The sequence below is a fragment of the Ruegeria sp. HKCCA4008 genome (genome assembly GCF_013033125.1).
Classification (GTDB): domain Bacteria; phylum Pseudomonadota; class Alphaproteobacteria; order Rhodobacterales; family Rhodobacteraceae; genus Ruegeria.
This window is the reverse complement of the sequence record NZ_WQDM01000002.1, coordinates 439,513-462,817: the sequence shown is the minus strand read 5'-3', so window position 1 is coordinate 462,817 and position 23,305 is coordinate 439,513. Positions and strand designations below refer to the sequence as shown.

The 23,305-nt window shown below is 58.5% G+C and carries 25 protein-coding genes; 12 read left to right on the top strand and 13 right to left on the bottom strand.

Translation table 11 applies throughout. From position 1 onward, the window contains the following. The first annotated feature begins 3 nt into the window (after nt 1–3). The 5 genes from GOW60_RS06525 (at nt 4) to infC (ending at nt 4,473) form a co-directional block, all read left to right on the top strand. A complete protein-coding gene (locus GOW60_RS06525; protein ID WP_171228661.1) occupies nt 4–1,668 on the top strand; it encodes a nitrite/sulfite reductase in 1,665 nt (554 codons plus the stop codon). Next, nucleotides 1,658–2,419: a phosphoadenylyl-sulfate reductase gene (locus GOW60_RS06520; RefSeq protein WP_171116163.1), complete on the top strand. Its 762-nt coding sequence runs from the start codon at nt 1,658–1,660 to the stop codon at nt 2,417–2,419. Before GOW60_RS06525 ends, GOW60_RS06520 begins: the two co-directional genes overlap by 11 nt. Further along, nucleotides 2,416–2,823, top strand: coding sequence for a DUF934 domain-containing protein (locus tag GOW60_RS06515; protein ID WP_171116164.1), 408 nt, complete (start codon nt 2,416–2,418; stop codon nt 2,821–2,823). The genes GOW60_RS06520 and GOW60_RS06515 overlap by 4 nt, the downstream gene beginning before the upstream one ends. Before the next feature lie 109 nt (nt 2,824–2,932). Continuing rightward, the gene (locus tag GOW60_RS06510; protein WP_171228660.1) at nt 2,933–3,766 is read left to right on the top strand and encodes a ferredoxin--NADP reductase; all 834 of its coding nucleotides are present in this window, start codon (nt 2,933–2,935) and stop codon (nt 3,764–3,766) included. 158 nt (nt 3,767–3,924) lie between these two features. Then, entirely contained in the window at nt 3,925–4,473 is a 549-nt protein-coding gene (infC, locus tag GOW60_RS06505) for a translation initiation factor IF-3 (protein ID WP_152457832.1), read from the top strand. Nucleotides 4,474–4,530: 57 nt separating this feature from the next. On the opposite strand, the gene GOW60_RS06500 is transcribed toward infC, so the two are convergent. The 3 genes from GOW60_RS06500 to GOW60_RS06490 all read right to left on the bottom strand — a co-directional run bounded on the left by GOW60_RS06500 (nt 4,531) and on the right by GOW60_RS06490 (nt 7,085). Then, nucleotides 4,531–4,920, bottom strand: coding sequence for a hypothetical protein (locus tag GOW60_RS06500; RefSeq protein ID WP_171228659.1), 390 nt, complete (start codon nt 4,918–4,920; stop codon nt 4,531–4,533). A 78-nt stretch (nt 4,921–4,998) separates the two neighbouring features. Beyond that, nucleotides 4,999–6,315 (bottom strand): aspartate aminotransferase family protein, encoded by a 1,317-nt coding sequence (locus tag GOW60_RS06495; protein ID WP_171228658.1) that lies wholly within the window; start codon nt 6,313–6,315, stop codon nt 4,999–5,001. After that, nucleotides 6,312–7,085, bottom strand: coding sequence for a 3-keto-5-aminohexanoate cleavage protein (locus GOW60_RS06490; protein ID WP_171228657.1), 774 nt, complete (start codon nt 7,083–7,085; stop codon nt 6,312–6,314). Before GOW60_RS06490 ends, GOW60_RS06495 begins: the two co-directional genes overlap by 4 nt. 88 nt (nt 7,086–7,173) lie before the next feature. On the opposite strand from GOW60_RS06490, the gene GOW60_RS06485 reads away from it, so the two are divergent. Further along, the gene (locus GOW60_RS06485; protein ID WP_171228656.1) at nt 7,174–8,073 is read left to right on the top strand and encodes a MurR/RpiR family transcriptional regulator; all 900 of its coding nucleotides are present in this window, start codon (nt 7,174–7,176) and stop codon (nt 8,071–8,073) included. Between the two features lie 65 nt (nt 8,074–8,138). On the opposite strand, the gene GOW60_RS06480 is transcribed toward GOW60_RS06485, so the two are convergent. Together GOW60_RS06480 and GOW60_RS06475 are read right to left on the bottom strand one after the other, a co-directional pair. Then, on the bottom strand, nt 8,139–9,140 hold the full coding sequence (locus tag GOW60_RS06480; RefSeq protein ID WP_171228655.1) for a molybdopterin-binding protein: 1,002 nt from the start codon (nt 9,138–9,140) through the stop codon (nt 8,139–8,141). Further along, on the bottom strand, nt 9,137–10,105 hold the full coding sequence (locus GOW60_RS06475; RefSeq protein ID WP_171228654.1) for an XdhC family protein: 969 nt from the start codon (nt 10,103–10,105) through the stop codon (nt 9,137–9,139). The genes GOW60_RS06480 and GOW60_RS06475 overlap by 4 nt, the downstream gene beginning before the upstream one ends. 229 nt (nt 10,106–10,334) lie before the next feature. On the opposite strand from GOW60_RS06475, the gene GOW60_RS06470 reads away from it, so the two are divergent. Further along, a complete protein-coding gene (locus GOW60_RS06470; RefSeq protein ID WP_171228653.1) occupies nt 10,335–10,835 on the top strand; it encodes a hypothetical protein in 501 nt (166 codons plus the stop codon). Nucleotides 10,836–10,839: 4 nt separating this feature from the next. Here the strand turns inward: GOW60_RS06470 and GOW60_RS06465 are convergent, their stop codons facing one another. Together GOW60_RS06465 and GOW60_RS06460 are read right to left on the bottom strand one after the other, a co-directional pair. Next, nucleotides 10,840–12,099, bottom strand: a complete 1,260-nt coding sequence (locus GOW60_RS06465; RefSeq protein ID WP_171228652.1) for a VWA domain-containing protein — start codon at nt 12,097–12,099, stop codon at nt 10,840–10,842. A 58-nt stretch (nt 12,100–12,157) separates the two neighbouring features. Continuing rightward, nucleotides 12,158–13,066 carry a MoxR family ATPase gene (locus GOW60_RS06460; RefSeq protein ID WP_171228651.1) on the bottom strand — a complete coding sequence of 303 codons (909 nt, stop codon included), beginning with the start codon at nt 13,064–13,066 and terminating at the stop codon, nt 12,158–12,160. 162 nt (nt 13,067–13,228) lie between these two features. On the opposite strand from GOW60_RS06460, the gene pyrC reads away from it, so the two are divergent. Continuing rightward, nucleotides 13,229–14,266 (top strand): dihydroorotase, encoded by a 1,038-nt coding sequence (gene pyrC, locus GOW60_RS06455; protein ID WP_171228650.1) that lies wholly within the window; start codon nt 13,229–13,231, stop codon nt 14,264–14,266. On the opposite strand, the gene GOW60_RS06450 is transcribed toward pyrC, so the two are convergent. Beyond that, nucleotides 14,263–15,555: an MmgE/PrpD family protein gene (locus GOW60_RS06450; protein ID WP_171228649.1), complete on the bottom strand. Its 1,293-nt coding sequence runs from the start codon at nt 15,553–15,555 to the stop codon at nt 14,263–14,265. The two genes, pyrC and GOW60_RS06450, sit on opposite strands and share 4 nt — an antisense overlap. Before the next feature lie 37 nt (nt 15,556–15,592). After that, nucleotides 15,593–16,039 (bottom strand): type II toxin-antitoxin system RatA family toxin, encoded by a 447-nt coding sequence (locus GOW60_RS06445; protein WP_171228648.1) that lies wholly within the window; start codon nt 16,037–16,039, stop codon nt 15,593–15,595. 72 nt (nt 16,040–16,111) lie between these two features. Here GOW60_RS06445 and hpt point away from each other — a divergent pair, with 72 nt between their 5' ends. Then, nucleotides 16,112–16,654: a hypoxanthine phosphoribosyltransferase gene (gene hpt, locus GOW60_RS06440; protein ID WP_152457820.1), complete on the top strand. Its 543-nt coding sequence runs from the start codon at nt 16,112–16,114 to the stop codon at nt 16,652–16,654. Nucleotides 16,655–16,774: 120 nt separating this feature from the next. Then, nucleotides 16,775–17,131: a hypothetical protein gene (locus GOW60_RS06435; RefSeq protein WP_171228647.1), complete on the top strand. Its 357-nt coding sequence runs from the start codon at nt 16,775–16,777 to the stop codon at nt 17,129–17,131. A gap of 11 nt (nt 17,132–17,142) precedes the next feature. On the opposite strand, the gene GOW60_RS06430 is transcribed toward GOW60_RS06435, so the two are convergent. Together GOW60_RS06430 and lipA are read right to left on the bottom strand one after the other, a co-directional pair. Further along, the gene (locus GOW60_RS06430; RefSeq protein ID WP_171228646.1) at nt 17,143–18,294 is read right to left on the bottom strand and encodes an amidohydrolase; all 1,152 of its coding nucleotides are present in this window, start codon (nt 18,292–18,294) and stop codon (nt 17,143–17,145) included. Continuing rightward, a complete protein-coding gene (lipA, locus tag GOW60_RS06425; RefSeq protein WP_171228645.1) occupies nt 18,291–19,241 on the bottom strand; it encodes a lipoyl synthase in 951 nt (316 codons plus the stop codon). Before lipA ends, GOW60_RS06430 begins: the two co-directional genes overlap by 4 nt. A 263-nt stretch (nt 19,242–19,504) precedes the next feature. Between lipA and GOW60_RS06420 the strand changes: the two genes are divergently transcribed. Continuing rightward, nucleotides 19,505–20,053, top strand: coding sequence for a peroxiredoxin (locus GOW60_RS06420; RefSeq protein WP_171228644.1), 549 nt, complete (start codon nt 19,505–19,507; stop codon nt 20,051–20,053). Between the two features lie 48 nt (nt 20,054–20,101). Here the strand turns inward: GOW60_RS06420 and GOW60_RS06415 are convergent, their stop codons facing one another. Further along, on the bottom strand, nt 20,102–21,181 hold the full coding sequence (locus GOW60_RS06415) for a DUF6456 domain-containing protein (protein WP_152457815.1): 1,080 nt from the start codon (nt 21,179–21,181) through the stop codon (nt 20,102–20,104). 239 nt (nt 21,182–21,420) lie between these two features. On the opposite strand from GOW60_RS06415, the gene GOW60_RS06410 reads away from it, so the two are divergent. Continuing rightward, nucleotides 21,421–21,720, top strand: coding sequence for a DUF6477 family protein (locus tag GOW60_RS06410; protein ID WP_171228643.1), 300 nt, complete (start codon nt 21,421–21,423; stop codon nt 21,718–21,720). On the opposite strand, the gene GOW60_RS06405 is transcribed toward GOW60_RS06410, so the two are convergent. Then, nucleotides 21,721–23,265 (bottom strand): trimethylamine methyltransferase family protein, encoded by a 1,545-nt coding sequence (locus GOW60_RS06405; protein WP_152457813.1) that lies wholly within the window; start codon nt 23,263–23,265, stop codon nt 21,721–21,723. Nucleotides 23,266–23,305: the final 40 nt, after the last annotated feature.

Sequence of the window (23,305 nt, the reverse complement as noted above, 5' to 3'; positions counted from 1 at the left end):
GACATGTATCGCTACTCCGAGTTTGACAAAGATTTTCTGGCAGAGCGTAACGCGCAGTTCCGCGCTCAGGTCGAGCGCCGCATCGACGGTTCGCTGACCGAAGATGAATTCAAGCCTTTGCGCCTGATGAACGGCCTGTATCTGCAATTGCACGCATACATGCTGCGGGTCGCCATTCCCTACGGCACGCTGAACAGCGCGCAAATGCGTCAACTGGCCCTGCTGGCTGAAAAGTGGGACAAAGGTTATGGTCATTTCACCACCCGTCAGAACATCCAGTACAACTGGCCGAAACTGAAAGATGTGCCAGACATGCTGGACGCGCTGGCCGAGGTCGGCATGCACGCCATCCAGACCTCGGGCAACACCATCCGCAACGTGACCGCCGACCATTTCGCCGGTGCCGCCGCGGATGAGGTCGCCGACCCGCGTCCCTATGCCGAACTGCTGCGCCAGTGGTCGACCGACCACCCGGAATTCCAGTTCATGCCGCGCAAGTTCAAGATCGCGATCACCGGTTCGGAAAACGACCGCGCCGTGATCAAAGCGCATGACATCGGCCTGCAACTGGTCGAACGTGACGGCGTTCTGGGTGCGCGCGTCATCGTCGGTGGCGGTCTGGGCCGTACACCGATGATCGGCAAGGAACTGTCCGAATTCGTCGCATTCGATGATCTGCTGGCCTATCTTGAAGCCACAGTGTCGGTCTGGAACCAGATCGGTCGCCGCGACAACAAGTACAAGGCACGCATCAAGATCACCGTGCATGAACACGGCATCGACGCCATCCGCGCCAAGGTGAATGAGCGTTTCTTGCAGGTTCGCCCACAGTTCAAAGGCGCCGACATGGCGCTGCTGGATGAGATCAAGGGCCATTTTGCGCCTCCGGCCTTCCGCGAAGGTTCGGTTGCGTCGTTTGAAAGCGCCTATTCCAACGATCCGGTTTTCCGGTCGTGGGTCGATACCAACATCGCGCCCCACAAGAACGCGGACCACGCGATCGTTACGATCTCGATCAAGAAACACGGTCAGACACCGGGTGATGCGACCGCCGAGCAGATGCGCGTGATGGCCGATCTGGCCGAAGAATTCGCCTATGATGAGCTGCGTATCAGCCACGAGCAGAACGTGATCCTGCCGCATGTCCACAAATCGGACCTGCCCGCGATCCACGCCAAGCTGAAACAGCACGAACTGGCCACCGCCAATATCGGGCTGATTAGCGATATCATCGCCTGCCCCGGCATGGATTACTGCGCGCTGGCGACGGCGCGCTCGATCCCGGTTGCTCAGGAAATTGCGACCCGCTTTGAAGAGTTGAAGCTTGAGCATGACATCGGGCACCTGAAGATCAAGATCTCGGGCTGCATCAACGCCTGCGGCCACCACCATGTGGGCCATATCGGCATCCTGGGCCTGGATCGTGCAGGCGTCGAAAACTACCAGATCACCCTGGGTGGCGACGCCACCGAGACGGCAGCGATCGGCGACCGCACCGGTCCGGGTTTTGCCTATGACGAGATCGTGCCGGCCGTGGAACGCATCGTCGACGCCTACCTGGATCTGCGCGAGAGTGCTGAAGAAACCTTTCTGATGACCTATCGCCGCGTCGGCATGGAGCCGTTCAAGGCCGCCCTCTACCCCGAGGCTCGGGCGAATGCCGCTTGATCTGATCCAAACGGAACTGGGCAAAGACCGCAGCGACCTGACCGAGAAGGTCAACGCATTGAATGCCCGGTTCCGTCACCACAGCGCCCATGACGTGATGCATGGTGCCCTTGAAGAGATCGATGCGCTTGCTCTGGTCTCAAGCTTTGGTGCGGAATCGGTGGTGCTGCTGCACATGGCTGCGGTGATCGACAAGATGACGCCGGTGTTGTTCGTGGATACCCAATTGCTGTTCACCGAAACGCTGGAGTACCAGCAGGAAGTCAGCGAGCGCCTGGGGCTCAGGAACATCCGGATCATCCGGGCGGATGACGAAGAACTGCAACGCGAAGACCCCTATGGCGCGCTGCGCCTGCGGGATACGGATGCGTGCTGCAACCTGCGCAAGACCTTTCCTTTGCAGCAAGCCCTGACCGGGTATTGCGGTTGGATTACCGGCCGGAAACGGTTCCAGTCCGGCACGCGCGCCGCGCTCGAGTTTTTCGAGGTCGAAGACGGCACGGGCCGGATCAAGGTCAATCCGCTGGCCCATTGGGCGCCGGACGATGTGCGCGCCTATATGGAAGAAAACAACCTGCCCCGGCACCCGCTGGTGGCCAAAGGATACCCTTCGATCGGCTGTGCGCCCTGCACTTCGCCGGTGAAGGAAGGCGAAGACCCCCGCGCCGGCCGCTGGCGCGATCAGAACAAGGAAGAATGCGGCATTCATTTTGTCGATGGCAAGATGGTGCGCATCGGAGAGAAAACATGAACGTAATCGTAACGGATGAGGGCTTTTCGCCCGATGACTGGACCGACGGCTTTGTCACTCTGGATGATGCCGCAAATGACGTGGTTGCGCTGGACGTCAGCTCGGACACGGACCCGGATGAGCTTTTTGACCGCTTGGGCAGTGCCAAGCTGGTCCGGGTGGATTTTCCATCCTTTGCCGACGGTCGCGGCTTTACCATCGCCCGCACCTTGCGCCTTAAGGGCTATACGGGACGCTTGCGCGCCAAGGGTCATGTTCTGGCAGATCAGTATGCCATGGCGCGCCGCTGCGGCTTTGACGAAGTTGAGATTGACGGAGACCTGGCAGATCGCCAGCCCGAAGATCAGTGGCTTTCCCGGGCCAACTGGAAAGAGAACAATTATCAGGCGCGTTTGCGCGGTTAAAATCCGCCCATCGCCAGCTTGAAACGCAAAGGGGGCAATCTGTCCCCTTTTCCTGACTTGGATCAAAGATTAAACGGAGATGTCGGTTTAGCAGACCGGCAGGTAAACGATGACAGAGATGAAGCCCGTGAGCGAAGCAACTGCCGTGAAGGCCCCGGTCCTGCCGGACGCGCAAACTGTAACCGAGGTCAAGCATTGGACCGACAGCCTGTTCTCTTTCAAGGTGACGCGCCCCGCCACGCTGCGTTTCCGCTCGGGCGAGTTCGTGATGATCGGTCTGCTGGGCGACAATGGCAAACCATTGCTGCGCGCCTATTCAATCGCTTCGCCGTCGTGGGACGATGAGCTGGAGTTCTATTCGATCAAGGTTCAGAACGGCCCGCTGACGTCGAAGCTTCAGCATATCAAGCCCGGCGACCAGATCATCCTGCGCCCCAAGCCGGTTGGCACGTTGGTGCATGACGCCCTGCTGCCGGGCAAGCGTTTGTGGTTCTTTGCCACTGGCACCGGCTTTGCCCCGTTTGCTTCGTTGTTGCGCGAACCGCAAACATATGAAGACTATGACGAGGTGATCATCACCCATACCTGCCGCGAAGTGGCCGAACTGGAATATGGCCGCCAATTGATCGACAGCATCCGTCAGGATGAAATGCTGGCTGAACTTATTGGCGAAGGCTTTGCTGACAAGATCCGCTATTACCCGACAACCACGCGCGAAGAGAGCCCCAAGATGGGTCGGATCACCGACCTGCTGAAGGATGGCACCGTGTTCAGCGATCTGGGCATTGAAGGCGGAATCAAGCCCGAAACCGATCGCGCCATGGTCTGCGGGTCGCTGGCTTTCAACCTGGACATCAAGGAAATCCTTGAAGGTTTTGTTCTGCGCGAGGGCGCGAATTCCGAACCCAAAGAGTTCGTGATCGAAAAGGCCTTTGTCGGCTAAAGGCACCTTGCGTTCGGAGCTTTGCAGCCCCGAACGCAAAAATCACTGGACAAAACACTGTTTTTTCGCAACTGCCGGTGTTTATGCCGCTTGAAGTGTGGCCCGGCCCGGTTTAAATTCCGGGCTCGAAATTCTGCAATTATCAAAGGAATGAACCCATAGCTCGCAGACCTCACAACGCGCCGCCACAACGAGACACCGGCCCGCGCGTCAATGATAAGATCCGTGCCCCCGAAATTCGCCTGATTGGCGCCGAAGGTGAAAATGTCGGGGTGGTTCATCCCGCCAAAGCCATGCAGATGGCCGCTGATGCAGGTCTTGATCTGGTCGAAATTTCGCCCAATGCGAACCCACCGGTCTGCAAGATCATGGACTTCGGCAAATTCAAATATGAAACGCAGAAACGCGAAGCCGAAGCCCGCAAGAAGCAAAAGATCATCGAGGTGAAAGAGGTCAAGTTCCGACCCAACACCGACACGCATGATTATGACGTCAAGATGCGCAACGTCTTCAAGTTTCTGGAAAACGGCGACAAGGTCAAAGTTACCCTGCGTTTTCGCGGTCGCGAAATGGCACACCAGAACCTGGGCCGCGAATTGCTGGAGCGCGTCGCCGAGGACGTCAAGGACTTGGGCAAGATCGAAAACATGCCCAAGATGGAAGGCCGTCAGATGATCATGATGATCGGCCCGCTGCCGCAGAAATAATCCGGTCCAAAGATCGAAACGGTCCAAGCCCCTTCTCTCTTGAAGGGGCTTTTTTGTTCACGGCGCCTGCCTGCTTCGCAACCAACGGGCCGCGTCCCGGAAATCGAACACCAGCGAGGTGATATCGACGATCATAAGCACCCGGAGAAAGCCGGCAAAGGCTGGGCTCAGGGTTTCTTCGGAAAACAGCAGAAGCGTCGCGATGATGACCAGTGGCACCCAGCACAGAATGTGCGGCAAGGCCATCGCACCGCTCATCCCGCGTGCACCCAACATGATCGGCACATTCAGCGCCATGCCTGAAATTGCAAACCATGCAATCAGGTGCCCCTGTGGCTGATCCAGAAATGCCAACGGAAGCAGGTTTACCGGTACCAAAACAACGGCGACCCAGACCTGCACCCACACAGGGAGCGTTCGGAAACTGCGCCAGATATCCAGCACCATGGACGTCGCCTTTTCCAATTCCGTTGCCCACGACACATAGCAAACGCGTCGCAGGCAAACAGGGTGCTCACGGTTTTGTCAGAGAACGGCTGAAAAAGAGCGTTCCAGTTTGCTGACAAGTTCGCCTATCTGCTCGTCGTCTATGATGAATGGCGGCGCAAGAAGTATATGGTCTCCGTTCCGGCCATCCCGGGTGCCCGCCATGGGATAACAGATCAACCCTTCGGCAAGTGCTGCCTTCTTTATCTTTCCGGCAATGCCCAAAGATGGATCAAAGGGGGTCTTCGTCTCGCGATCCGCCACCAATTCCACACCCCGGAACAGGCCACGGCCACGCAAATCGCCCACGTTCGGGTGCTGTCCGAACGCGGCTTCCAGTGCGGAATGCAGTTTGCTGCCCATGCGTCCGGCGCGCGCCGGTAACTCACCCTCTGTCAGTTCACGGACCACCGCAAGAGCCGCAGCCGTGGCGACGGGATGGCCGATATAGGTATGCCCATGTTGGAAAAACCCTGATCCATCGCGAATTGCGCCGAAAATTGTATCTGTGCACAGCATCGCCCCGATCGGTTGATAGCCTGCGCCCAACCCTTTGGCAATGCACAGAATATCCGGTGCAACTCCGTCGTGATCGCAGGCGAACAGATGACCGGTGCGCCCCATGCCACACATCACCTCATCCAGAATCAGCAGCACGCCATATTGGTCGCAGATTTCCCGGATGCGTTTGAAATACCCCTCAACCGCCGGAACCGCGCCAAGCGTAGCACCGACAACCGGCTCGGCCATGAAAGCCATAACCGTTTCGGGACCAAGGCGCAGAATTTCCGTCTCCAGCTCGTTGGCGACGCGCTGACCGTAGTCAAAGCTGCTCTCACCCTCGGGCTTTTCGGCATATTCATAGCAGGCTGAAATATGGGTCATTTCGATCAGCATCGGCGCGAATTGGGCCCGTCTCCAGGCGTTTCCCCCGGCAGACAAGGCCCCCAGAGTGTTGCCATGATAGCTTTGCTTGCGCGCGATCACGTGGCGGCGCTCGGGCTGCCCGATTTCCAGAAAATACTGGCGCGCCAATTTGATGGCCGCTTCGGTCGCCTCGGACCCGCCCGATACGAAATACACCCGGTCCAGATCCCCCGGCGCGTACTGGATCAGCAGATCGGCCAATGCCTCGGCCGGTTCCGAGGTCATGAACCCGGTATGGGCAAATGCGATCTGTTCCACCTGCTGTTGCACAGCCCGGATCACTGCCGGGTTGGAATGCCCCAAACAAGACACGGCCGCATCGCCGCAATCCAGATATCGCTTGCCGTCGGCATCGATCAGATAAGCGCCGTCGCCACCCGCCGCGACGGGAAGTTCAGATTTGGTGTGGCGTGGGAAAACATGACTCATGTTCCGGTCCTTCCAAGTGTTTCAACCAAAGCCGCGACCGAGGCCGCGTTGTCCGTCCAAAGCGTGCCATCCGGTGCCGTCAGGCTGTTTTCGAATCCAACACGCAAGTTACCGCCGCGCCGCGCGGTTTCGATAAGACAATCATGTTCCTGCATCCCAAAGGCGCACACCATCCAATTGGCCGGGCTGGACGGAAACGCATCCAGATCCGCTGGCACGGATTGCTGATTCTGACTGTAGCGCCCCAACACAAGCAACCGGTCTGTCTGGTCCGGCTGGACGATACCTTTTGACTGCCAGTCTTCCAGCAGCTTCACATCTTCCGAATCATAGAGAATATGCTGAACCCGCGTGCCCTGAGCCGCACATAGCGCATAGACCCGAGGCGCAAGATCAACGGCCCGCGCAATTTCCCGGACTGAAATCGAGGCCCATTCAGGCCGGACCCGTTGCAGGCAGTCAAACTGCGACGAGACGTCGAACACGCCTGCTGCCTCGGTGGTGATCTGAACATCCATGCCCGGCACCACCCTTTTCAGTTCCGCGATTGTTTCGCGATACAATCCGGCATCCAGCGTGTGATGTCCGTCGGCATCCCGTACATGCAGGTGTATGCCATTCGCCCCAGCCTCGTGGCAGCCCCGCGCCGTTGCGACGATCTGATCCGTCGTGACTGGCAAGGCCGGGTGATCCGCGCGGCCCCGCCGGGCCCCGTTCGGAGCAACCAGTATATATGGTTTTCCGATGGTTTTCACTGTGCTCTCGGTCATTGCGCCCTCGTGTTCGTCTGTCCTCAGCTAATGAGCTCAAGTTTCGTTTTCAATTTACCAAATGGAAAACATATGTTTTGTTTGCCGTATGACCCGCACTCTTACCGCCATCGTTACGCAATTGCGCCGCGAGATCGATGAAATGCCTGCGCAAATGCAGGTCGCCGTAAAGTACATCATCGATCATCCCGCCGAGTTCGCGTTGAATTCGATCCGAACCACCACCGATCGCATCGGCATCAGCTCGAACGTTCTGATCCGGCTGGCGCAACGCATGGGGTATGACAGCTTTGACGCTTTTCGACGCCCATTTCGAAACGCTCTGACAACCGATGGTGAGGACAGGTTTGGGCAGGATTGGCTGGAACACCTAAAGGAACAAGGACAGTTTGGTGCGGCGCAGGCACGATTTGCGCAGAACGAAATAAATGTCGTGGCCAGATCGCTGCGCCTCATGGCACCCCAGTTGACGCAACAGGCCGTCGCGCACATCAAGTCGGCGCGCCGCTGTTATGTGACGGCCACACGATCCAGCCACGCGCTGGCCTATTACTTTCACTACGCCGCACGCATGGCCCATCCCGGGCTTCAGCTGGTGCCCCGCCACATGGGTTCGGCCATCGACGATCTGGTCGAAGCCACCGCCGAGGATTGTCTGTTTGCCATCACGGTTCACCCCTATTCCGCCGACACGATTCAGGCGATGCGGTATGCTCGGGACCGGTCGATGCGCATTGTCCTGTTGTCGGATAGCGAGGTCATCGCCCCGGGGGTTGAACCGGATGTCGTCCTGCCTGTCAGTACGCGAACCTTGCACCCGTTTTCCAGTTTTTCGGGGGCAATGGCTGTCCTTGAATGCCTGCTGGGCCATTTGTTTGACGCCGGCGGAGAGACCGCGAGAGAAAGAGTGGATGCCTATCAGAAAGCGCGGGAAGATACCGGTGCGTATTGGCGACCCGGCGTATTGCCAAAGCTCAGAAAACCATAAGCCGGTTCGGTTAAAGCCTCTGGGGTCAACCTCAGAATCCAGCCCCGCTCAGGATCAGCGGCGGATCATTCTTTTCGTTTGGCGCGCGGCTGCGGTCTGGTCGGGATTTCCTTCAGCAACCCTCCGACACCCATTCCGGCAATATCCGATCCGGTCGTTTCGATCCCGCAGGCAACCCGTGACAGAACCCAATCCGCCCCGTTCAACGCCGGAGATCGCGCGCATCCGGGCAACCCGATCACCGGTCGATCCTGCATCGCACCTAAAAACAGCAGGTTTCCCGGATCAACCGGCATTCCGAACCGATCAACCCGCCCGCCGGCAAGCCGAACAGCAGACGGGGCAACATCGTCCGGATCCGAGGTCGCGGATCCGGTCAGGATCATGAGCAGATCACCGGTCGTTCTGGAAACCGCCTTGGCCAGCGCATCCACGCGATGCGGCACGATCTGCACATCACACAAATCCAGACCCAGGGCTTCGGTCCGTCCGCGAATGGCGGCGATCCCTTTGTCGTTGGGCGGGCCGCCGGGGATATCGGTGACGATCAAACCTGCCGTCTTGTGAACGGGTCTTGCCAGTCGCACGGCCCCTTGCGCCAAATTGGCGGCCCGCCGAACATCAGCCTCTGGCACGGCATATGAGATGACCTTGATGGTGGCGACCATGCTCTTCGGGCCCATCTGCTGGTATTGCGGAACCGTCGCAACCGTGATCATCGGGTTGACCTGATTGAATATTTCCAGCGCATCCACATCCAGAACCGCCACGCCCGGCCCGTCCGCCAACAGGTTGACCCGGCCGGTGAACGCGTCGGTCACGCGCAGATTGGCCGACGCCGCATCTGGCGCAAGAGCTGCGGCCAAACGACGTGCGGCCTCGTCTTCATGGCAATCGCCGGGCTCAAGGCGCGCAACGATCACTTCGCGAATGCCCGCCTGCGTCAACTGCGCCACATGCTCTGCTTGCAGTGACAGCCCCTTGCGCAGCTTTTGACCGTCAGCCGTCACCGAATGGGCCAGAATGGCGCCTTTTGCTTCAGAGACGGGTACCGGGCCAAACCTCATGCCTTGCCTCGCAGAACGGCCGTCATCTGCGCCAGAATTGCAACGGCAATCTCGGATGGGCCGGCAGCCCCGATATCCAATCCGATTGGCCCATGAATCCTCGAGATTTGCTCATCACTGAAACCGGCCGCTTTCATACGCTCGACGCGTTTGGCGTGGGTACGTGTCGATCCCAATGCACCAATGTAAAATACGCCCGCATCCAGTGCAGCTTGCAACGCCGGATCATCCAGCTTTGGATCATGTGTCAGCAGGACAATTGCGGTGCGCGCATCCAGCCCGAGTTTTGCAACGGCCTCATCCGGCCAATCCGTAAGGATCGTTTCCCCCGGAAAACGGGCGCTGGATGCAAACGCGTCGCGCGGGTCTATTATGGCCGGATCATACCCGGCAATTCGCGCCATCGGCACCAATGCCTGTGCGATATGCACCGCACCAACAACGATCAATCGCAGCGGCGGGTTGTGAACGGCCACAAAGGTCTGGCCATCTTCTCCAAAACCAGACCGATCCATGCGCAGCCGTTCCGCATAGGCGTTACGACGCAAGGCTCTGTGCCCGGTATCGATATTGACTTCGTAAGCGATGGGTTCGCGCGCTGCGCGGGCTGCAACCAGTTCCGCAAGCATCGGTTCGGGCAGAACCTTTCCAACGGGTTCGACAAGAACGCGAATGGTCCCGCCACAGGCCAGCCCGACCGCAAAGGCATCTTCGTCGCTCACCCCGAATTCCAGCAAGCGGGCTTCGCCTTCGTCAATGGCCTCAAGCGCTTCGACGATCACCGCGCCTTCGACACAGCCGCCCGACACAGAGCCTTCGATCCGGCCATCGCCGCCGACCACCAGCTGGGACCCCACCCGGCGTGGCGCGCTGCCCCAGGTTTCGACAACCGTGGCAAGCGCGGCGCCGCTGCCATTGCGGTGCCACTTCAATGCCGTTTCCGGGCTGTTGTCGAATCGTTCCATCAGGACCTCCAGACGTCGTCTGCCTCCAACATAGGCAGGATTGGCGGGATGAAAAGCGCGACGCCCCTGTCAAAACGTCTATGTTGAACCCTGCAAACCGATGCTAAAGCCTGAACAACATTCAATAAATCATAGTATTGATTGTTATGGGCCCGGGTTTTAGCTTGTACGGGCAGCGGGCCAGTTGCCCAAGCTGCATACCAAACACATTTTTTTCGGAGACAAGCAGTTGAAACATTATCTTGCACTGGGCGCAGTGGTAGGCCTTTTGACTTCGACCGCAGCGTGGGCTGACACATTCGAACGTTATGGAGAGGTCGAGGGCTGGAAAGTCTTCATCGACAACGAAAAGAAATCCTGCCTGATCGAGGCCGTGGACGATGCGGAAAACGTCGTTCAGATGGGCCTGACCGAAGATCGCGGCGTGGGGTATGTGGGGGTATTCACCAAAGCCGATACCGACATCAAACGTGGCGAAACACAAGAAGTGGCCATCCTGCTTGGCGACAACATCTATCTGGGTGAAGCCACAGGCATGAAAGGCAACATCACCAAGGGCTATTCCGGCGGCTATGTTCTGTCAGACAACCCGCAATTCGCGGATGATCTGGCCAAGAAAAAGGTCATGATCGTGTTCCCCGAGACATCCTATGCCTTTACCGTCGATCTGACCGGCACCTACAAGGCCATGGAAATGGCCCGGAAGTGCAACGAAGAACAGTTGTCGTAACGGTCTAATCGGAAAGCGCGGCCATCAGCCGTGCTTTCTGCCCCTGGTCGTCAGGTTGTGAAATCACGGCGGCCAGATCCTCGAGCGAGGCAATCGAGTGCCCTGCCCTGAAACTGTCGACATGGGGCAGCATGGCCGCCACCCCCTGGGCCTTGGGGGCAAACCCGTCCCAGCGCAGCAGAGGGTTCAGCCAGATCAGGCGCTTGGAGGACAGGTGCAGCCGCTCGATCTCTTTCTCGAGGCTCTCCGGGTCACCCCGTTCCAAACCGTCGGTGATCAAAAGAACAACCGCACCTTGTCCCATGACACGTCTTGACCAGTCTCTGTTGAACTGATGCAGACAGTCGCCGATGCGTGTGCCCCCTTCCCAGTCCTGCGCCTCGGCCCCGGCAGCGGCGAGCGCTGCGTCGACATCCCGATGATGCAAATGGCGGGTTATGTTGGTCAGGCGCGTGCCGAACGTGAAGGCATGAACCTTGGCCCAACCCGCCCCCTTGGCGTTCGAGACGGTGTGCAGGAAATGCAGAATGACTCGGCTGTATTGGCTCATCGAACCCGAGATATCGCAAAGCGCCACAAGACTTGGCCATCGCGGTTTGGGTTGCAGTCGGGCGATATCACGCAATTCGCCCCCTTGCCGCATGGCTGCGCGCAAGGTGCGGGCGCGGTCGATACGGTGCCCCAGATGGCTGGCCTGTCCGCGGCGCGATTCAATGGGTTTGACCGGCAGGGTCATCCGCGCCAATACGCGTTTGGCTTGCGCGATTTCTGCGGTGCTCATCTGTTCGAAGTCCAGGTTGCGAAGACGCTCTTCGGACGATGCCGTTTGCGTGGCGTCAATATCGATTTCGGTTTCGCCCTCGTCTTGCGCAGCCGGTTGGGGCGCGTCACGTTCGACACCCTCCAGCAGGGCCTCGGCTGCGCGCTTTTCACCGGCATCCGCCTTGCGGTCCTCTTGCACGCCCCGAATGGCAGGAAGCATCATGGCCATCATATGTTCCATGTATCGCGGATCGCGCCAGTACATTCGGAAGACCTGCGCGAACACCGTGCGATGTTCGGGGCGGTTCACGAAACAGGCGTGCAGCGTCCAGTAGAAATCCCGTTTCCGGGTGAAACCTGCCGCCTGCACGGCACGAATTGCGTCGATCACGCGACCGGGTCCGATTGGCAGCCCTGCCTTTCTGAGTGCGCGGGCAAAATGGGTGATGTTCTGCGCCAGCTTCGGGTTGTCGGGAATATCGAGGGGAAGTTGTTCGGCCATCAGACGTTATGGGGGCTCTGCCCCCATGCCCCCGGAGTATTTGGAAAAAGATGAAACATCAGACCGGTTCGAGCGTGGCCTTGGCCTCGTCGAGGATGCGTTTGGCCTCGGACCCCTGAAGTTTTTGAATGTCGTCCTGATATTTCAGGATCGCCCCCAGCGTGTCACCGATCACCTCGGGGCTAAGGTTCATCACGTCCAGCGCCAGCAGACATTTGGCCCAGTCAATGGTCTCGGCCACGCCGGGCTTCTTGAACAGATCCTCGGTGCGCAGACGCTGAACGAAAGCCACAACTTCGCGGCTGAGCGCATCGGCGGCCTCGGGCGCGCGCGCGTGCAGAATTTCGATCTCGCGTTCGAAATCGGGATAATCGACCCAGTGATACAGGCAGCGACGCTTGAGGGCATCGTGCACTTCGCGGGTCCGGTTCGACGTGACAATCACAATAGGTGGTTGGGGTGCTGCAACGGTGCCCAGTTCAGGGATCGTGACCTGAAAATCACTGAGAGCTTCCAGCAGAAAGGCTTCGAACGGTTCATCGGTCCGGTCCAGTTCGTCGATCAGAAGAACCGGCGCACCATTTTCGTCCGGTCGCATCGCCTGCAGCAAGGGGCGTTCGATCAGGTATTCATCCGAAAACAGTTCCGCCTGCAACGCGCCCCGGTTGGCCCCGCCCGAAGCTTCGGCCGTTCGGATCGCAACCATCTGCGCCGGAAAGTTCCATTCGTAAACGGCCGAGGACGCGTCCAGACCTTCGTAGCACTGCAACCGGATCAAACGGCGGTTCAGACCGGATGCCAGCGCCTTGGCGATTTCCGTCTTTCCAACTCCGGCTTCGCCTTCCAGAAACAACGGGCGTCCAAGCTTGAGCGACAGGAACACAACCGTGGCAAGGGCCCGCCCGCAGACATAGCCCTGACGGCCCAGCATCTGCTGCACGGCATCGATGGAATTTGGCTGCGTCATGGAATTCCTCTCTACTTCGCGGACAAACAGGTCACGCAAGCGCCTTTGCGTCAAGGCCCCAGCCCCTGTCAGAGCTACGACGTTCCGGTTGGTTGACAAGTTTTTTCGGCAACTCGTTCCGGGCTGGTTGGTCTTTCGGGGCAGCTATGCTAGCGGAAGGCCATGACTGATACCCTCACGATCCGCCGCCCCGACGATTGGCATCTGCATCTGCGCGATGGCGCCATGTTGCAGGCCGTTCTGCCCGAAACTGCACGTCATTTCGCCCGTGCGATCATTATGCCGAACCTCGTGCCGCCGGTCGTGCGCGGGGATCAGGCCGCCGCTTACCGCGACAGAATCCTGGCCGCCCTGCCCGAAGGCATGGTGTTCGAGCCACTGATGACCCTGTACCTGACCGAGGATACAGATGCGCAGGACGTCGCCGCCGCCCATGCCAGCGGGCTGATAAAAGCGGTCAAGCTGTACCCCGCAGGGGCCACGACCAATTCGGCCTCGGGCGTGCGTGACTTTGACAAAGTGCGCCCGGTTCTGGAGAAAATGGCCGAGATCGGCCTGCCCATGTGTGTCCATGGCGAAGTGACCGACGCCGAGATCGACATCTTTGACCGCGAGGCCGTGTTCATCGACCGCGTTCTGGACCCGATCCGAAAATCGACGCCGGGCCTGCGCGTGGTGATGGAACATATAACCACGTCCAATGGCGTGGACTATGTCAAAGCCAACGAAACGGATCTGGGCGCGACGATCACCGCGCACCACCTGATCATCAACCGCAACCATATTCTGGTGGGCGGGATCAAACCGCATTACTATTGCCTTCCGGTCGCCAAGCGCGAGGAACATCGCCTGGCCCTGCTGGCTGCCGCAACGTCGGGCGACACGAGGTTCTTCCTGGGCACGGACAGCGCTCCGCACACGGATGCAAACAAGGAAATGGCCTGTGGCTGTGCGGGGTGTTTCACCGCGACGAATACCATGTCTCTGGTGGCCGAGATGTTCGACCGCGAAGGTGCGCTGGACAAGCTCGAGGCGTTCGTCTCGCTCAACGGGCCGGGCTTTTACCGCCTGCCGGTGAACGAAGAGACGATGACCCTGACCAAGGGCGAGCCGGTTGCATACCCGTCAAAGATCGACACGGGCGATGGACCTGTCACGGTGTTCGACCCGGGCTTTCCACTGCACTGGAGCGTGGCTTAACCCGCCATACGTTCGGCCAGATCACGGGCGCGACCGCCGGTGCGCAGCATCGACCAGATCGCGTCCGCCTCATCCGTTCCGATCAGCTTCGACGCTTTGGCGCGCACGCGATCCTCGCGGTCAGACAGCGACATTGGGGTCATCAGGTCATGCGTCGCCTCGCGGCGGATACCGTCGCGACGCAACAAGGCCAGATGCGCCTGCGTTTCCGACAGGTTTTCATCCGCTTCGACCGTGATGCGATCTTGCAGAGACGCAATGCGCGGGTCCGCGCAGACCTTGTCGGTGTAGCTGCCCGGTAAAGCCGTATCATACCCCAGCGCCTGCATTGCGATGACCGTCCGGTAAGAGAACTTGGCCCCCAGCCCGGTTGTGGGCGAAAGCTGATTGCACACACTCATCCAACGGGGATGGGTTTTGATTTTGATCTCGGCCACTTCGGGTTCCGCGATGTCCAGCGCGCGCGCCGCCTCCAACGCCGCGTGCAGGCCGTGACAACAGGCGTGGAATTTGTGGCTGACTGTTTCGAACAACCATTCATCACCCAAACCATCCAGCGCGCTTTGATCCGCTGCACCATGATGGGTCGCGCCAAATCCATACGTGCCTTCCAGCGCGTCGGCGTTGGGTTGAAATCCACGCTGAATAAGCACAGCCGCCTCGACCCCTGCCGAAGCGGCAAGCCCAGCATTGTAAGGCTTGCCCATTGTTCCGAACTGGGCCTTCAGCCCGGCCGCGCGCGTTGCCGTCAAACCCAATACGGACCGCATTTGAACCTTGTCGAATCCAAGCAACCGCCCCACGGCGGCAGCGGCCCCGAATGCACCGGATGTCGCTGTCTGGTGAAACCCGGCCTGATAATGCCCCCTGCCCAGCCACAGGCCGACACGGATTGACGTTTCCATACCGACCAGCGCGGCTTCGAGCAGATCGACCAGAATGCGGTCATCCCACTCGGCCACGGCAAGGGCCGCAGGCAGGATGGCGACTGACGGATGCCCGATATGTGCGAAATGCGTGTCATCGTAATCCAGCGCGTGGGATATGGTTCCATTCACCAAAGCTGCGCTGCGCAATGGGGCCGCGCCCCCTCCGAACAGATGAGCCTGAGCGTTCCCGCCCTCGGCCAGAACCATATCGCGAACTATGCAGGACACCGGCTCGGACGCCCCAGCACGACCAACTGCCATCCAATCCAGAACGGACAGCGACGTGACAATCCGCGCCTGAGCCGTCGTTGAAACCGGGCCCGCCGCGAAGGTGGCCAATGCTGCTGTGAAATCCGTCATGAGCGCAGTCTAGCGTGCGCCCTTGCCGCGTAAAGGCCTAGGCGTAGAGTTCTTTCGCACGCGCCTCGAAGGCGCGGACGATCCGCTGCATGGCTTCGTTGAACACTACGCCGATGATCCCCTGAAGGATGGCGTTCTTGAACTCGAAATCCACATGGAACGAGATGTTGCAGCCCCCATCGGGCGCGTCCTCGAACTGCCAGTCGGATTTCATGTATTTGAAAGGCCCGTCCAGATACTCGGTATCGATCTTCTTCTGATCTGCAAACAAGGTCACCCGACTGCCGAACCGTTCGCGGAACACCTTGAACGAGATGACCAGATCGGCCTCCATCACCTCGGCCTCACCGACCGCATAGGTCTTGCGGATCCGGGCCGCGGCGCACCAGGGCAGAAACTTTGGGTAGCTGCCCACATCCGCAACAAGATCATACATCTGCTGGGCTGTGTATGGCAGGTGGCGGGTTTCCGAATGGATTGGCATGATGTCCGGTATTTGCAGGTGACAATGGCGCGTCATGTCGTATGTTGCGCGCCAAAGATCAAGGGGGCTGCGATGACTAACCGCGCTTATGTGATAGATGAGATGATCTCGGCCAAGGCCATCGCGGCGCGGATCGAAGAGTTATGCCGCGAAATCACGGATGAGTTCGGCGACACGGACAAGCTTGTCGTCGTAGGATTGCTGCGCGGCAGTTTCGTCTTCATCGCCGATCTGGTGCGGGAACTGGACCTGCCGATCGAAGTGGATTTCCTTGAGGCGTCCTCGTATGGCGATTCGATGGAGAGCAGCCGGGAAGTACGCATTCTCAAGGACTTGCGCGGCGCCATCGAAGGCCGCGACGTGCTGGTGGTCGAAGATATCGTCGACACCGGACACACGCTGAACCACGTCACCAACCTGCTCCGCAGCCGCAAGCCGAAACGGCTCAAGTCGATTGCCCTGCTCGACAAACCCAGCCGTCGCGAAGTTGATTTCCGGTCAGACTGGATCGGCTTTGAAATTCCGGATGAATTCGTCGTGGGTTACGGAATCGATTACGCTCAGCGCAACCGCAACCTACCGTTTATCGGTAAAGTCCGGTTTACCGAGGACTAGCCGCACTTTACCCGGGCAATTTGAGTGGCCACCCAGTGTCCCAAATTCAAAAACCCGAATAATATTAGACAAACTTATTTGCGCGCCCGTACTCTTCCTATCAGCTTGGGAGGATTATGGATGAAGCGTGTAGTTGCGACAGCCGGCGTCGTTATGGCGATCGTGGCACTTGCAAGTTCGGGTGCTGCAAAAGACAACAAGGGCAAAGGGCAAGGTGCCAATAAAAACAAGGTAGAGAAATCCATCAAGTCAAACGGCAAAGCCGTACCGCCCGGTCAAATCAAAAGATACACGCGTGGGCAGAAGCTGCCGGGTGATCTGAGTTTTGACTATATCGACGATCTCGACAACTGGAAGCTCAAGCCTTTGGGGCCCGGCCAGCGCTATATCCGGGTGGATGATGAAATACTCTCGATATCTGATGATACGAAGACAGTTATAGAAGCCGTTGGAATCGTTGGCGATCTGGTCAAATAAGTGGATCGTGACTAGCAGGTTTTGCCAAGCACGACATCAATCGCGCTCAGGAAAATCCCGGTTCCAATCGGAATAAGCGCATCCGGGAAATCGTAATCCGGGTTGTGCAGTTGCGGATGGTCCTGCCCCGCCCCCAACCAGAACATGGCCACCTGCGCGCCTTTGCCAAATTGGCCGAAGTCTTCGGAAAAACGCTGTGGCCGATCGACCAGCCGGCACGCGACGTCCCGATCGGCACAGGCTTTGGCCAAAACCGAAACGGTTTCACGGTCATTGACGCAGGCTTCGAACACCTCGTCATAGCTGATTTCGAACGCCAGTCCCTCGGCCTTCGCCGTGTTCTTGACCAGAGTTTCCGCCTCGGCCATCAGGCTTTCCATCCGCGCGTCCGAAACCGTACGCAGGGTCACCCACAGTTCGGCCTGCCCCGGTGCGACACCGACTGTGCGCTCGCCCAGAGTGGCATGGGTGACCGTGGTCAAAGCGTAGGTGTCATCCAAGTCGCCACCCGCCCCCAAGTTGGCCAATGCCGGAATCAACGTGGACAAAGCACCTGCCGGTGACACGCCGTCCTGAGGGGCGGCTGCGTGTGAGGTTTTGCCTGTCAGAAGGATTTGCATCCCGCGCGAAGCACAATTCGCGGGACCTTCACACAGTTCCACGGCGCCCAGCTCCAGCCCCGGCAAATTATGCAGAGACAGCACGATGTCAGGGGCAACCTCAGCGAACTGAGGATCGGCCCGATATGCAATCGCACCATGTCCGGTTTCCTCGGCGGGTTGGAAAATCAGAACCACGCGGCCAGATTTCGGGCGCTGTTCCTTCAACGCCTCCGCCACCCCGAGAACCATCACCATGTGGCCATCATGGCCGCACAGATGCCCCTTGCCTGCAATCTGAGACGCATATTCCAGATCCGCGAGTTCCTGAATTGGCAGCCCATCCAGCTCGCATCGAATTCCAACCGTGGGGCCGGGAACACCGCTTTCGTAAACGGCCGCAACACCGTGCCCGCCGATGCCGCACAGAACCCTGTCCGCACCCGCTTGGCGCAAAAGATCCGCAACCCGCGTTGCGGTATGCTCCTCTTGCCCCGAAAGCTCCGGCTGTTGGTGAAACTCGTGGCGCAGGCGGATGAGCTGCGCGATCCGCTCGGGTGTCACGCTTGCTGTAGCTTTGCTTGCCGGGCCGCGCGAAGGCGAGCGAAATCGTCACCCGCGTGGTACGAAGACCGGGTCAGAGGCGTTGCGGATACCATCAGGAACCCCTTGCCATAGGCCGCCTTTTCGTAAGATGCGAATTCTTCCGGGGTTACGAACCGATCCACTCCGTGATGTTTCGGAGTCGGTTGCAGATACTGGCCGATGGTCAGGAAATCGATATCCGCCGCGCGCATGTCGTCCATGACCTGACGCACTTGTTGTTCGTTTTCGCCCAACCCGACCATGATGCCCGATTTGGTGAAGATCGACGGATCAAGCTCTTTCACCCGCTGTAGCAGGCGCAGGGAATGAAAGTACCGCGCACCCGGGCGCACTTCGGGGTAGAGACCCGGCACCGTTTCCAGATTGTGGTTGAACACATCCGGTTTCGCTTCGACCACAATCTCAAGGACAGTGTTGTCGCATTTCAGGAAATCCGGCGTCAGAATCTCGATCGTGGTTTTCGGAGAACGATGACGTACCGCGCGGATTGTCTGCGCAAAGTGCTCGGCCCCTCCGTCTTGCAGGTCGTCACGGTCCACCGAGGTGATCACTACGTGGTTCAGGCCAAGTTTTTCGACCGCATGGGCCACGCGACCCGGCTCAAACGCGTCAAGGTCGTCGGGGCGACCGGTTGCAATGTTGCAGAAGGTGCAGCCGCGCGTACAAATCTCGCCCATGATCATCATGGTGGCATGACCCTGGCTCCAGCATTCTCCTACGTTGGGGCACCCTGCTTCTTCGCAGACCGTCACCAGATTGTTGTCGCGCATGATCCGCCGCGTATCCGCATAGCCCTTGCCACCGGGTGCCTTGACCCTGATCCAGTTCGGCTTTTTGGGCTGTGCATTGTCCGGACGATGGGCTTTTTCCGGATGGCGCTCTTCGGGGATCTTCAGATCTCGCACGGTCGTTTTCCTGACTTTGGGTCAACTCTTGTTGCTCATAACATAGTCAGAAGCGCGGTGTTAGACCAGCGGCGCATAGCCGCTATGCGTTGTACCCTCGCAAGCGCAGAAATACATCATGCGCGTATTCGTATTTGCAATTTAATTTCAACATCTAGCAAGACGTTGGCCTTATTCGCAATCGCAGCGTTTACGCGATTGAATGCGGTTTAGAACTGTTTTAATTCACACCTAAATCACATGTGAATCACAGGAGTTTGACTATGAAAACCGGCGCAAAACTGCCCGACGTGACCTTTCACACCCGTGTCCGTGACGATTCCATCGAAGGACCAAACCCATTCCGTTGGGAAGACAAGACGACAGCTGACTATTTCGCCGGTAAGCGCGTGATCCTGTTCTCATTGCCGGGTGCGTTCACCCCGACCTGTTCGACTTATCAGCTGCCTGGGTTTGAGAACGGCTATGCCGATTTCAAAGCCATGGGAATCGACGAAATTTACTGCATGTCCGTCAACGACAGTTTCGTGATGAACAAATGGGCCCAGGATCAGGAGCTGAAGAACGTGAAAGTCATCCCCGACGGATCTGGGGAGTTCACCCGGAAAATGGGCATGTTGGTCGACAAGGACAACCTGGGTTTCGGAATGCGCTCGTGGCGCTATGCGGCCATCGTCAATGATGGCGTTGTCGAGGCGTGGTTCGAAGAGCCCGGCCTGATGGATAATTGCCCAGAAGATCCCTATGGCGTGTCCTCGCCGGAAAACCTGATGAAACACCTGAAGGCGTCAGCAGAACCTGAAATGGCCTAAGCCGCAAATCCAAAGAAAAGGCCCGTGTACACCGGGCCTTTTTTCTGTTCAGCCGATCATCCGATCTCGTTCCGCCTGTTCCTGATAATGCCGTTTCAGCCGTTGCAGGGCGATCCGCAGGACGATTTTGCCGGACCGCGCTGACCAACCCATTCGCTTTTCCGCCAGCTCTAACCCTTCCAGATAGCAACAGCATCGCAAAGCAACATCACTCAGACCCGGTCCCAGGTCGGACAAGGCACGTGCAACGCGGTCCTTCGCATCAGAAGCCCCCTTTCCTCCATGGCTTTCACTGTCAAAGCTGCTTCGACCACCTGTCGTCAGAAAACGATCCCAGTTCTGCGAAACCTGAGGGCCGATCTGTGCCAGCTCAAAATCTTCGCGCAAGCGCTCGCCGGCGCTGACGAGTGAGTCATCCAGAAACGGTTTTCCGTCACGATCCCGTCTGCGCGACAATGCTATCAGCGGGCTTTCCGCAGCACTGTACCGAATGCGTTTGACCCGCTCGGCGGACCCGCCCGAAGGCTTGCCCTGAAAGCTACTCTGAGCTTCGGCAAAACCAAAGTCAGTCCCGGCACGTGCCTTGTTTTCTGCCTTGGCGATCAAATGGCTTAGCGCCGTTCGTCCCGCTGCGGAAATCCGATATCGCGAAATGCGTCCGGGATTGTCGCAGGTGATCCAGTCTTTCAAAGCCAAGGCCTGCGCGATCCTGCATTCTACGACTGCGGTTCTTGTAGCCCCGGCATTGCCGGTGTCGCGTACGACGACCGCCTTGTCCATTTCCTCGGCCACGGCAAGGACCGAACCCGTCTCGCTCAGGCGGCGCAACACACGCAGTGCCTCATTTTCAAATTCTTCTTCAGCCGCGTTTTCTGACCCGCTTGCCGGGCCGTCGGCGCACTCCGAAGCTGAAAAATGTGTCTCTGCGAGCGATTGCAAGGCCGCATCCACCAATGGATCGTCGCGGCGCATTTCGATGCGTCGAATTTGCCTGAGGATAGTTGACGCATGGCACCCGGCTGATCGCGCGATATCGCGGATCGAGCGACCGGTCTCGGTATGAGCAAGGTATCTTTGCGCCCCTTCTGGAACCCATGCCGGAATGGTGAAAGCCATGTTGTTTTCCATAATTATTTGCCCTCGTCGACAAAACAAACTGCCACTTTTCGCCCTCGGAATGTGGGTTAACCAAATCTAACTAGAGGTCCATTCGTTACTCGTTCGTTAACCACACAAGGCAAGAACCAGATTTGATTCAAAAAGATAAACAGTCGTGAAACCATCGTTCGGGTAGACTTTGACCAAGGCAACACCCGCTTAGGTTGTGTCAAACAGGGCCCATCAATTTTCGAAAAGGGACACAAGACATGCAGGACCTGATGACAATGATCGCAACCCTCCGCCGCCCACGCATGTTGGCGCGTGCTGCCAGATTCGGGGCGCGGGATTACAATCGGGACAGGCATCTGCAACGCATTCTGGGATACGGGTCGCTGCCCGGCTCAGGTCAGGCGCTGCTGCGATTGCTCGAGATGGAACGAGAGGTCAATGAACTGCGAAAAGAAGATGCTGCCGCCTACTCATTGGTGCGGCATCTGGATCTGCTTATTGCGCTGTTGGGTGAGGCGCAGCTGTATCAGGCCAGCCGCGCCTCGGTTCTTCAATAATCAGGCGAAAGCATCCGGCATGGAGGCCTTTTTCTCGGCGATATAGGCTTCCAGCGCCGCCGCGGTATCCGGGTCCATCTGTGGTTGCTGATAATTGGCCAGCAAATGTTCTACTCGCGCCGTGGCCAAAGCCCGCGTGTCACGCGCACCCTCTTCCTGCCAGGTTTCATATGGCTTGTAGTCCAACACTTCGGATTTCCAGAAGGATTCCTTGAAGTTGGCCTGCGTATGGGCACAGCCGAGATAGTGACCACCCGGCCCTACTTCGCGGATTGCGTCCATGGCCTGCGCGTTTTCATCATAGGCCACGCCCTTGGCCAGTGAATGCAGCACTCCCAACTGATCCGCATCCATGACGAACTTCTCGAAATCGGCGACCAGACCGCCTTCCAGCCAGCCGCAGGAATGCAGCATGAAGTTCACGCCCGAAAGCAGACCCATGTTCAGCGAATTCGCTGTTTCGTAGGCCGCCTGCGCATCCGGCAGTTTCGAGCCGCAGAACGACCCTGCCGAGCGGTATGGCAGGTTCAGACGACGCGCCAGCTGGCCTGCACCATACGTGATATGCGCGGCTTCTGGTGTGCCGAAGGTGGGTGCACCCGAGTTCATATCGATCGACGTCACGAACGCGCCGAAAATCGCGGGGGCACCCGGACGGATGATCTGGCTGTAGGCAACACCGGCCATCACCTCGGCCAGAACCTGTGTCAAAGTACCGGCCACCGAGACCGGCGCCATCGCTCCGCCCACGATGAAGGGCGAGATGATGCAGGCCTGATTGTTGCGCGCATAAACCTCCAACGAGCCCATCATCACATCGTCGAATGTCATCGGCGAGTTGATGTTGGTCAGCGAGGTCATCACGGTGTTTTCCTGCACGAACTCCTTGCCGAACAGGATTTCGCACATTTCAACCGAATCCTGTGCCCGGCTGGGATCGGTTACCGAGCCCATGAAAGGCTTGTCCGACAGGGTCATATGCGCCTTCAGCATGTCCAGATGGCGCTTGTTCACCGGAATGTCGGTCGGCTCGCACACCGTACCGCCCGAATGGTGCAACCACTTGGACATGTAGGCAAGTTTCACGAACTTGTTGAAATCGTCCATGGTTGCATAGCGGCGCCCACCCTGTGCATCACGCACGAACGGAGGTCCGTAAACCGGGGCCAGAACCATGTTGCGGCCACCGATCACAACCGATTTTTCGGGGTTGCGGGCGTGCTGGGTAAACTGGCTGGGGGCTGTCTTGATCAGCTCACGCGCCAGACCACGCGGGATGCGCACACGCTCACCGTCAATATCCGCGCCCGCGTCACGCCACCGTTCCAAAGCGGCTGGATTGTCGACAAAGTTGACGCCGATTTCTTCCAACACGGTTTCAGCGTTGTTTTCGATAATCTCAAGCGCCTCTTCGTTGAGGATCTCGAAATTCGGAATGTTGCGTTCGATGTATTTCGCAGTTTCGATACGAACTGCGGTACGCTCGGCACGGCGGGCAGCGCCACCGCCACCTCTCGCCCTGCGCCGGGTGTTTGCCTCTGCCATGAGAAAATCCCGTCTGATTGGTTAGATTGAGCGTTTTGAT

Bases quoted from the DNA above. Each gene is read 5' to 3' on its own strand.
- GOW60_RS06525 (WP_171228661.1), top strand. From the start codon at position 4: ATGTATCGCTACTCCGAGTTTGACAAAGATTTTCTGGCAGAGCGTAAC.
- GOW60_RS06520 (WP_171116163.1), top strand. From the start codon at position 1,658: ATGCCGCTTGATCTGATCCAAACGGAACTGGGCAAAGACCGCAGCGAC.
- GOW60_RS06515 (WP_171116164.1), top strand. From the start codon at position 2,416: ATGAACGTAATCGTAACGGATGAGGGCTTTTCGCCCGATGACTGGACC.
- GOW60_RS06510 (WP_171228660.1), top strand. From the start codon at position 2,933: ATGACAGAGATGAAGCCCGTGAGCGAAGCAACTGCCGTGAAGGCCCCG.
- GOW60_RS06500 (WP_171228659.1), bottom strand. From the start codon at position 4,920: ATGGTGCTGGATATCTGGCGCAGTTTCCGAACGCTCCCTGTGTGGGTG.
- GOW60_RS06495 (WP_171228658.1), bottom strand. From the start codon at position 6,315: ATGAGTCATGTTTTCCCACGCCACACCAAATCTGAACTTCCCGTCGCG.
- GOW60_RS06490 (WP_171228657.1), bottom strand. From the start codon at position 7,085: ATGACCGAGAGCACAGTGAAAACCATCGGAAAACCATATATACTGGTT.
- GOW60_RS06485 (WP_171228656.1), top strand. From the start codon at position 7,174: ATGACCCGCACTCTTACCGCCATCGTTACGCAATTGCGCCGCGAGATC.
- GOW60_RS06480 (WP_171228655.1), bottom strand. From the start codon at position 9,140: ATGAGGTTTGGCCCGGTACCCGTCTCTGAAGCAAAAGGCGCCATTCTG.
- GOW60_RS06475 (WP_171228654.1), bottom strand. From the start codon at position 10,105: ATGGAACGATTCGACAACAGCCCGGAAACGGCATTGAAGTGGCACCGC.
- GOW60_RS06465 (WP_171228652.1), bottom strand. From the start codon at position 12,099: ATGGCCGAACAACTTCCCCTCGATATTCCCGACAACCCGAAGCTGGCG.
- GOW60_RS06460 (WP_171228651.1), bottom strand. From the start codon at position 13,066: ATGACGCAGCCAAATTCCATCGATGCCGTGCAGCAGATGCTGGGCCGT.
- pyrC (WP_171228650.1), top strand. From the start codon at position 13,229: ATGACTGATACCCTCACGATCCGCCGCCCCGACGATTGGCATCTGCAT.
- GOW60_RS06450 (WP_171228649.1), bottom strand. From the start codon at position 15,555: ATGACGGATTTCACAGCAGCATTGGCCACCTTCGCGGCGGGCCCGGTT.
- GOW60_RS06445 (WP_171228648.1), bottom strand. From the start codon at position 16,039: ATGCCAATCCATTCGGAAACCCGCCACCTGCCATACACAGCCCAGCAG.
- hpt (WP_152457820.1), top strand. From the start codon at position 16,112: ATGACTAACCGCGCTTATGTGATAGATGAGATGATCTCGGCCAAGGCC.
- GOW60_RS06435 (WP_171228647.1), top strand. From the start codon at position 16,775: ATGAAGCGTGTAGTTGCGACAGCCGGCGTCGTTATGGCGATCGTGGCA.
- GOW60_RS06420 (WP_171228644.1), top strand. From the start codon at position 19,505: ATGAAAACCGGCGCAAAACTGCCCGACGTGACCTTTCACACCCGTGTC.
- GOW60_RS06415 (WP_152457815.1), bottom strand. From the start codon at position 21,181: ATGGAAAACAACATGGCTTTCACCATTCCGGCATGGGTTCCAGAAGGG.
- GOW60_RS06410 (WP_171228643.1), top strand. From the start codon at position 21,421: ATGCAGGACCTGATGACAATGATCGCAACCCTCCGCCGCCCACGCATG.
- GOW60_RS06405 (WP_152457813.1), bottom strand. From the start codon at position 23,265: ATGGCAGAGGCAAACACCCGGCGCAGGGCGAGAGGTGGCGGTGGCGCT.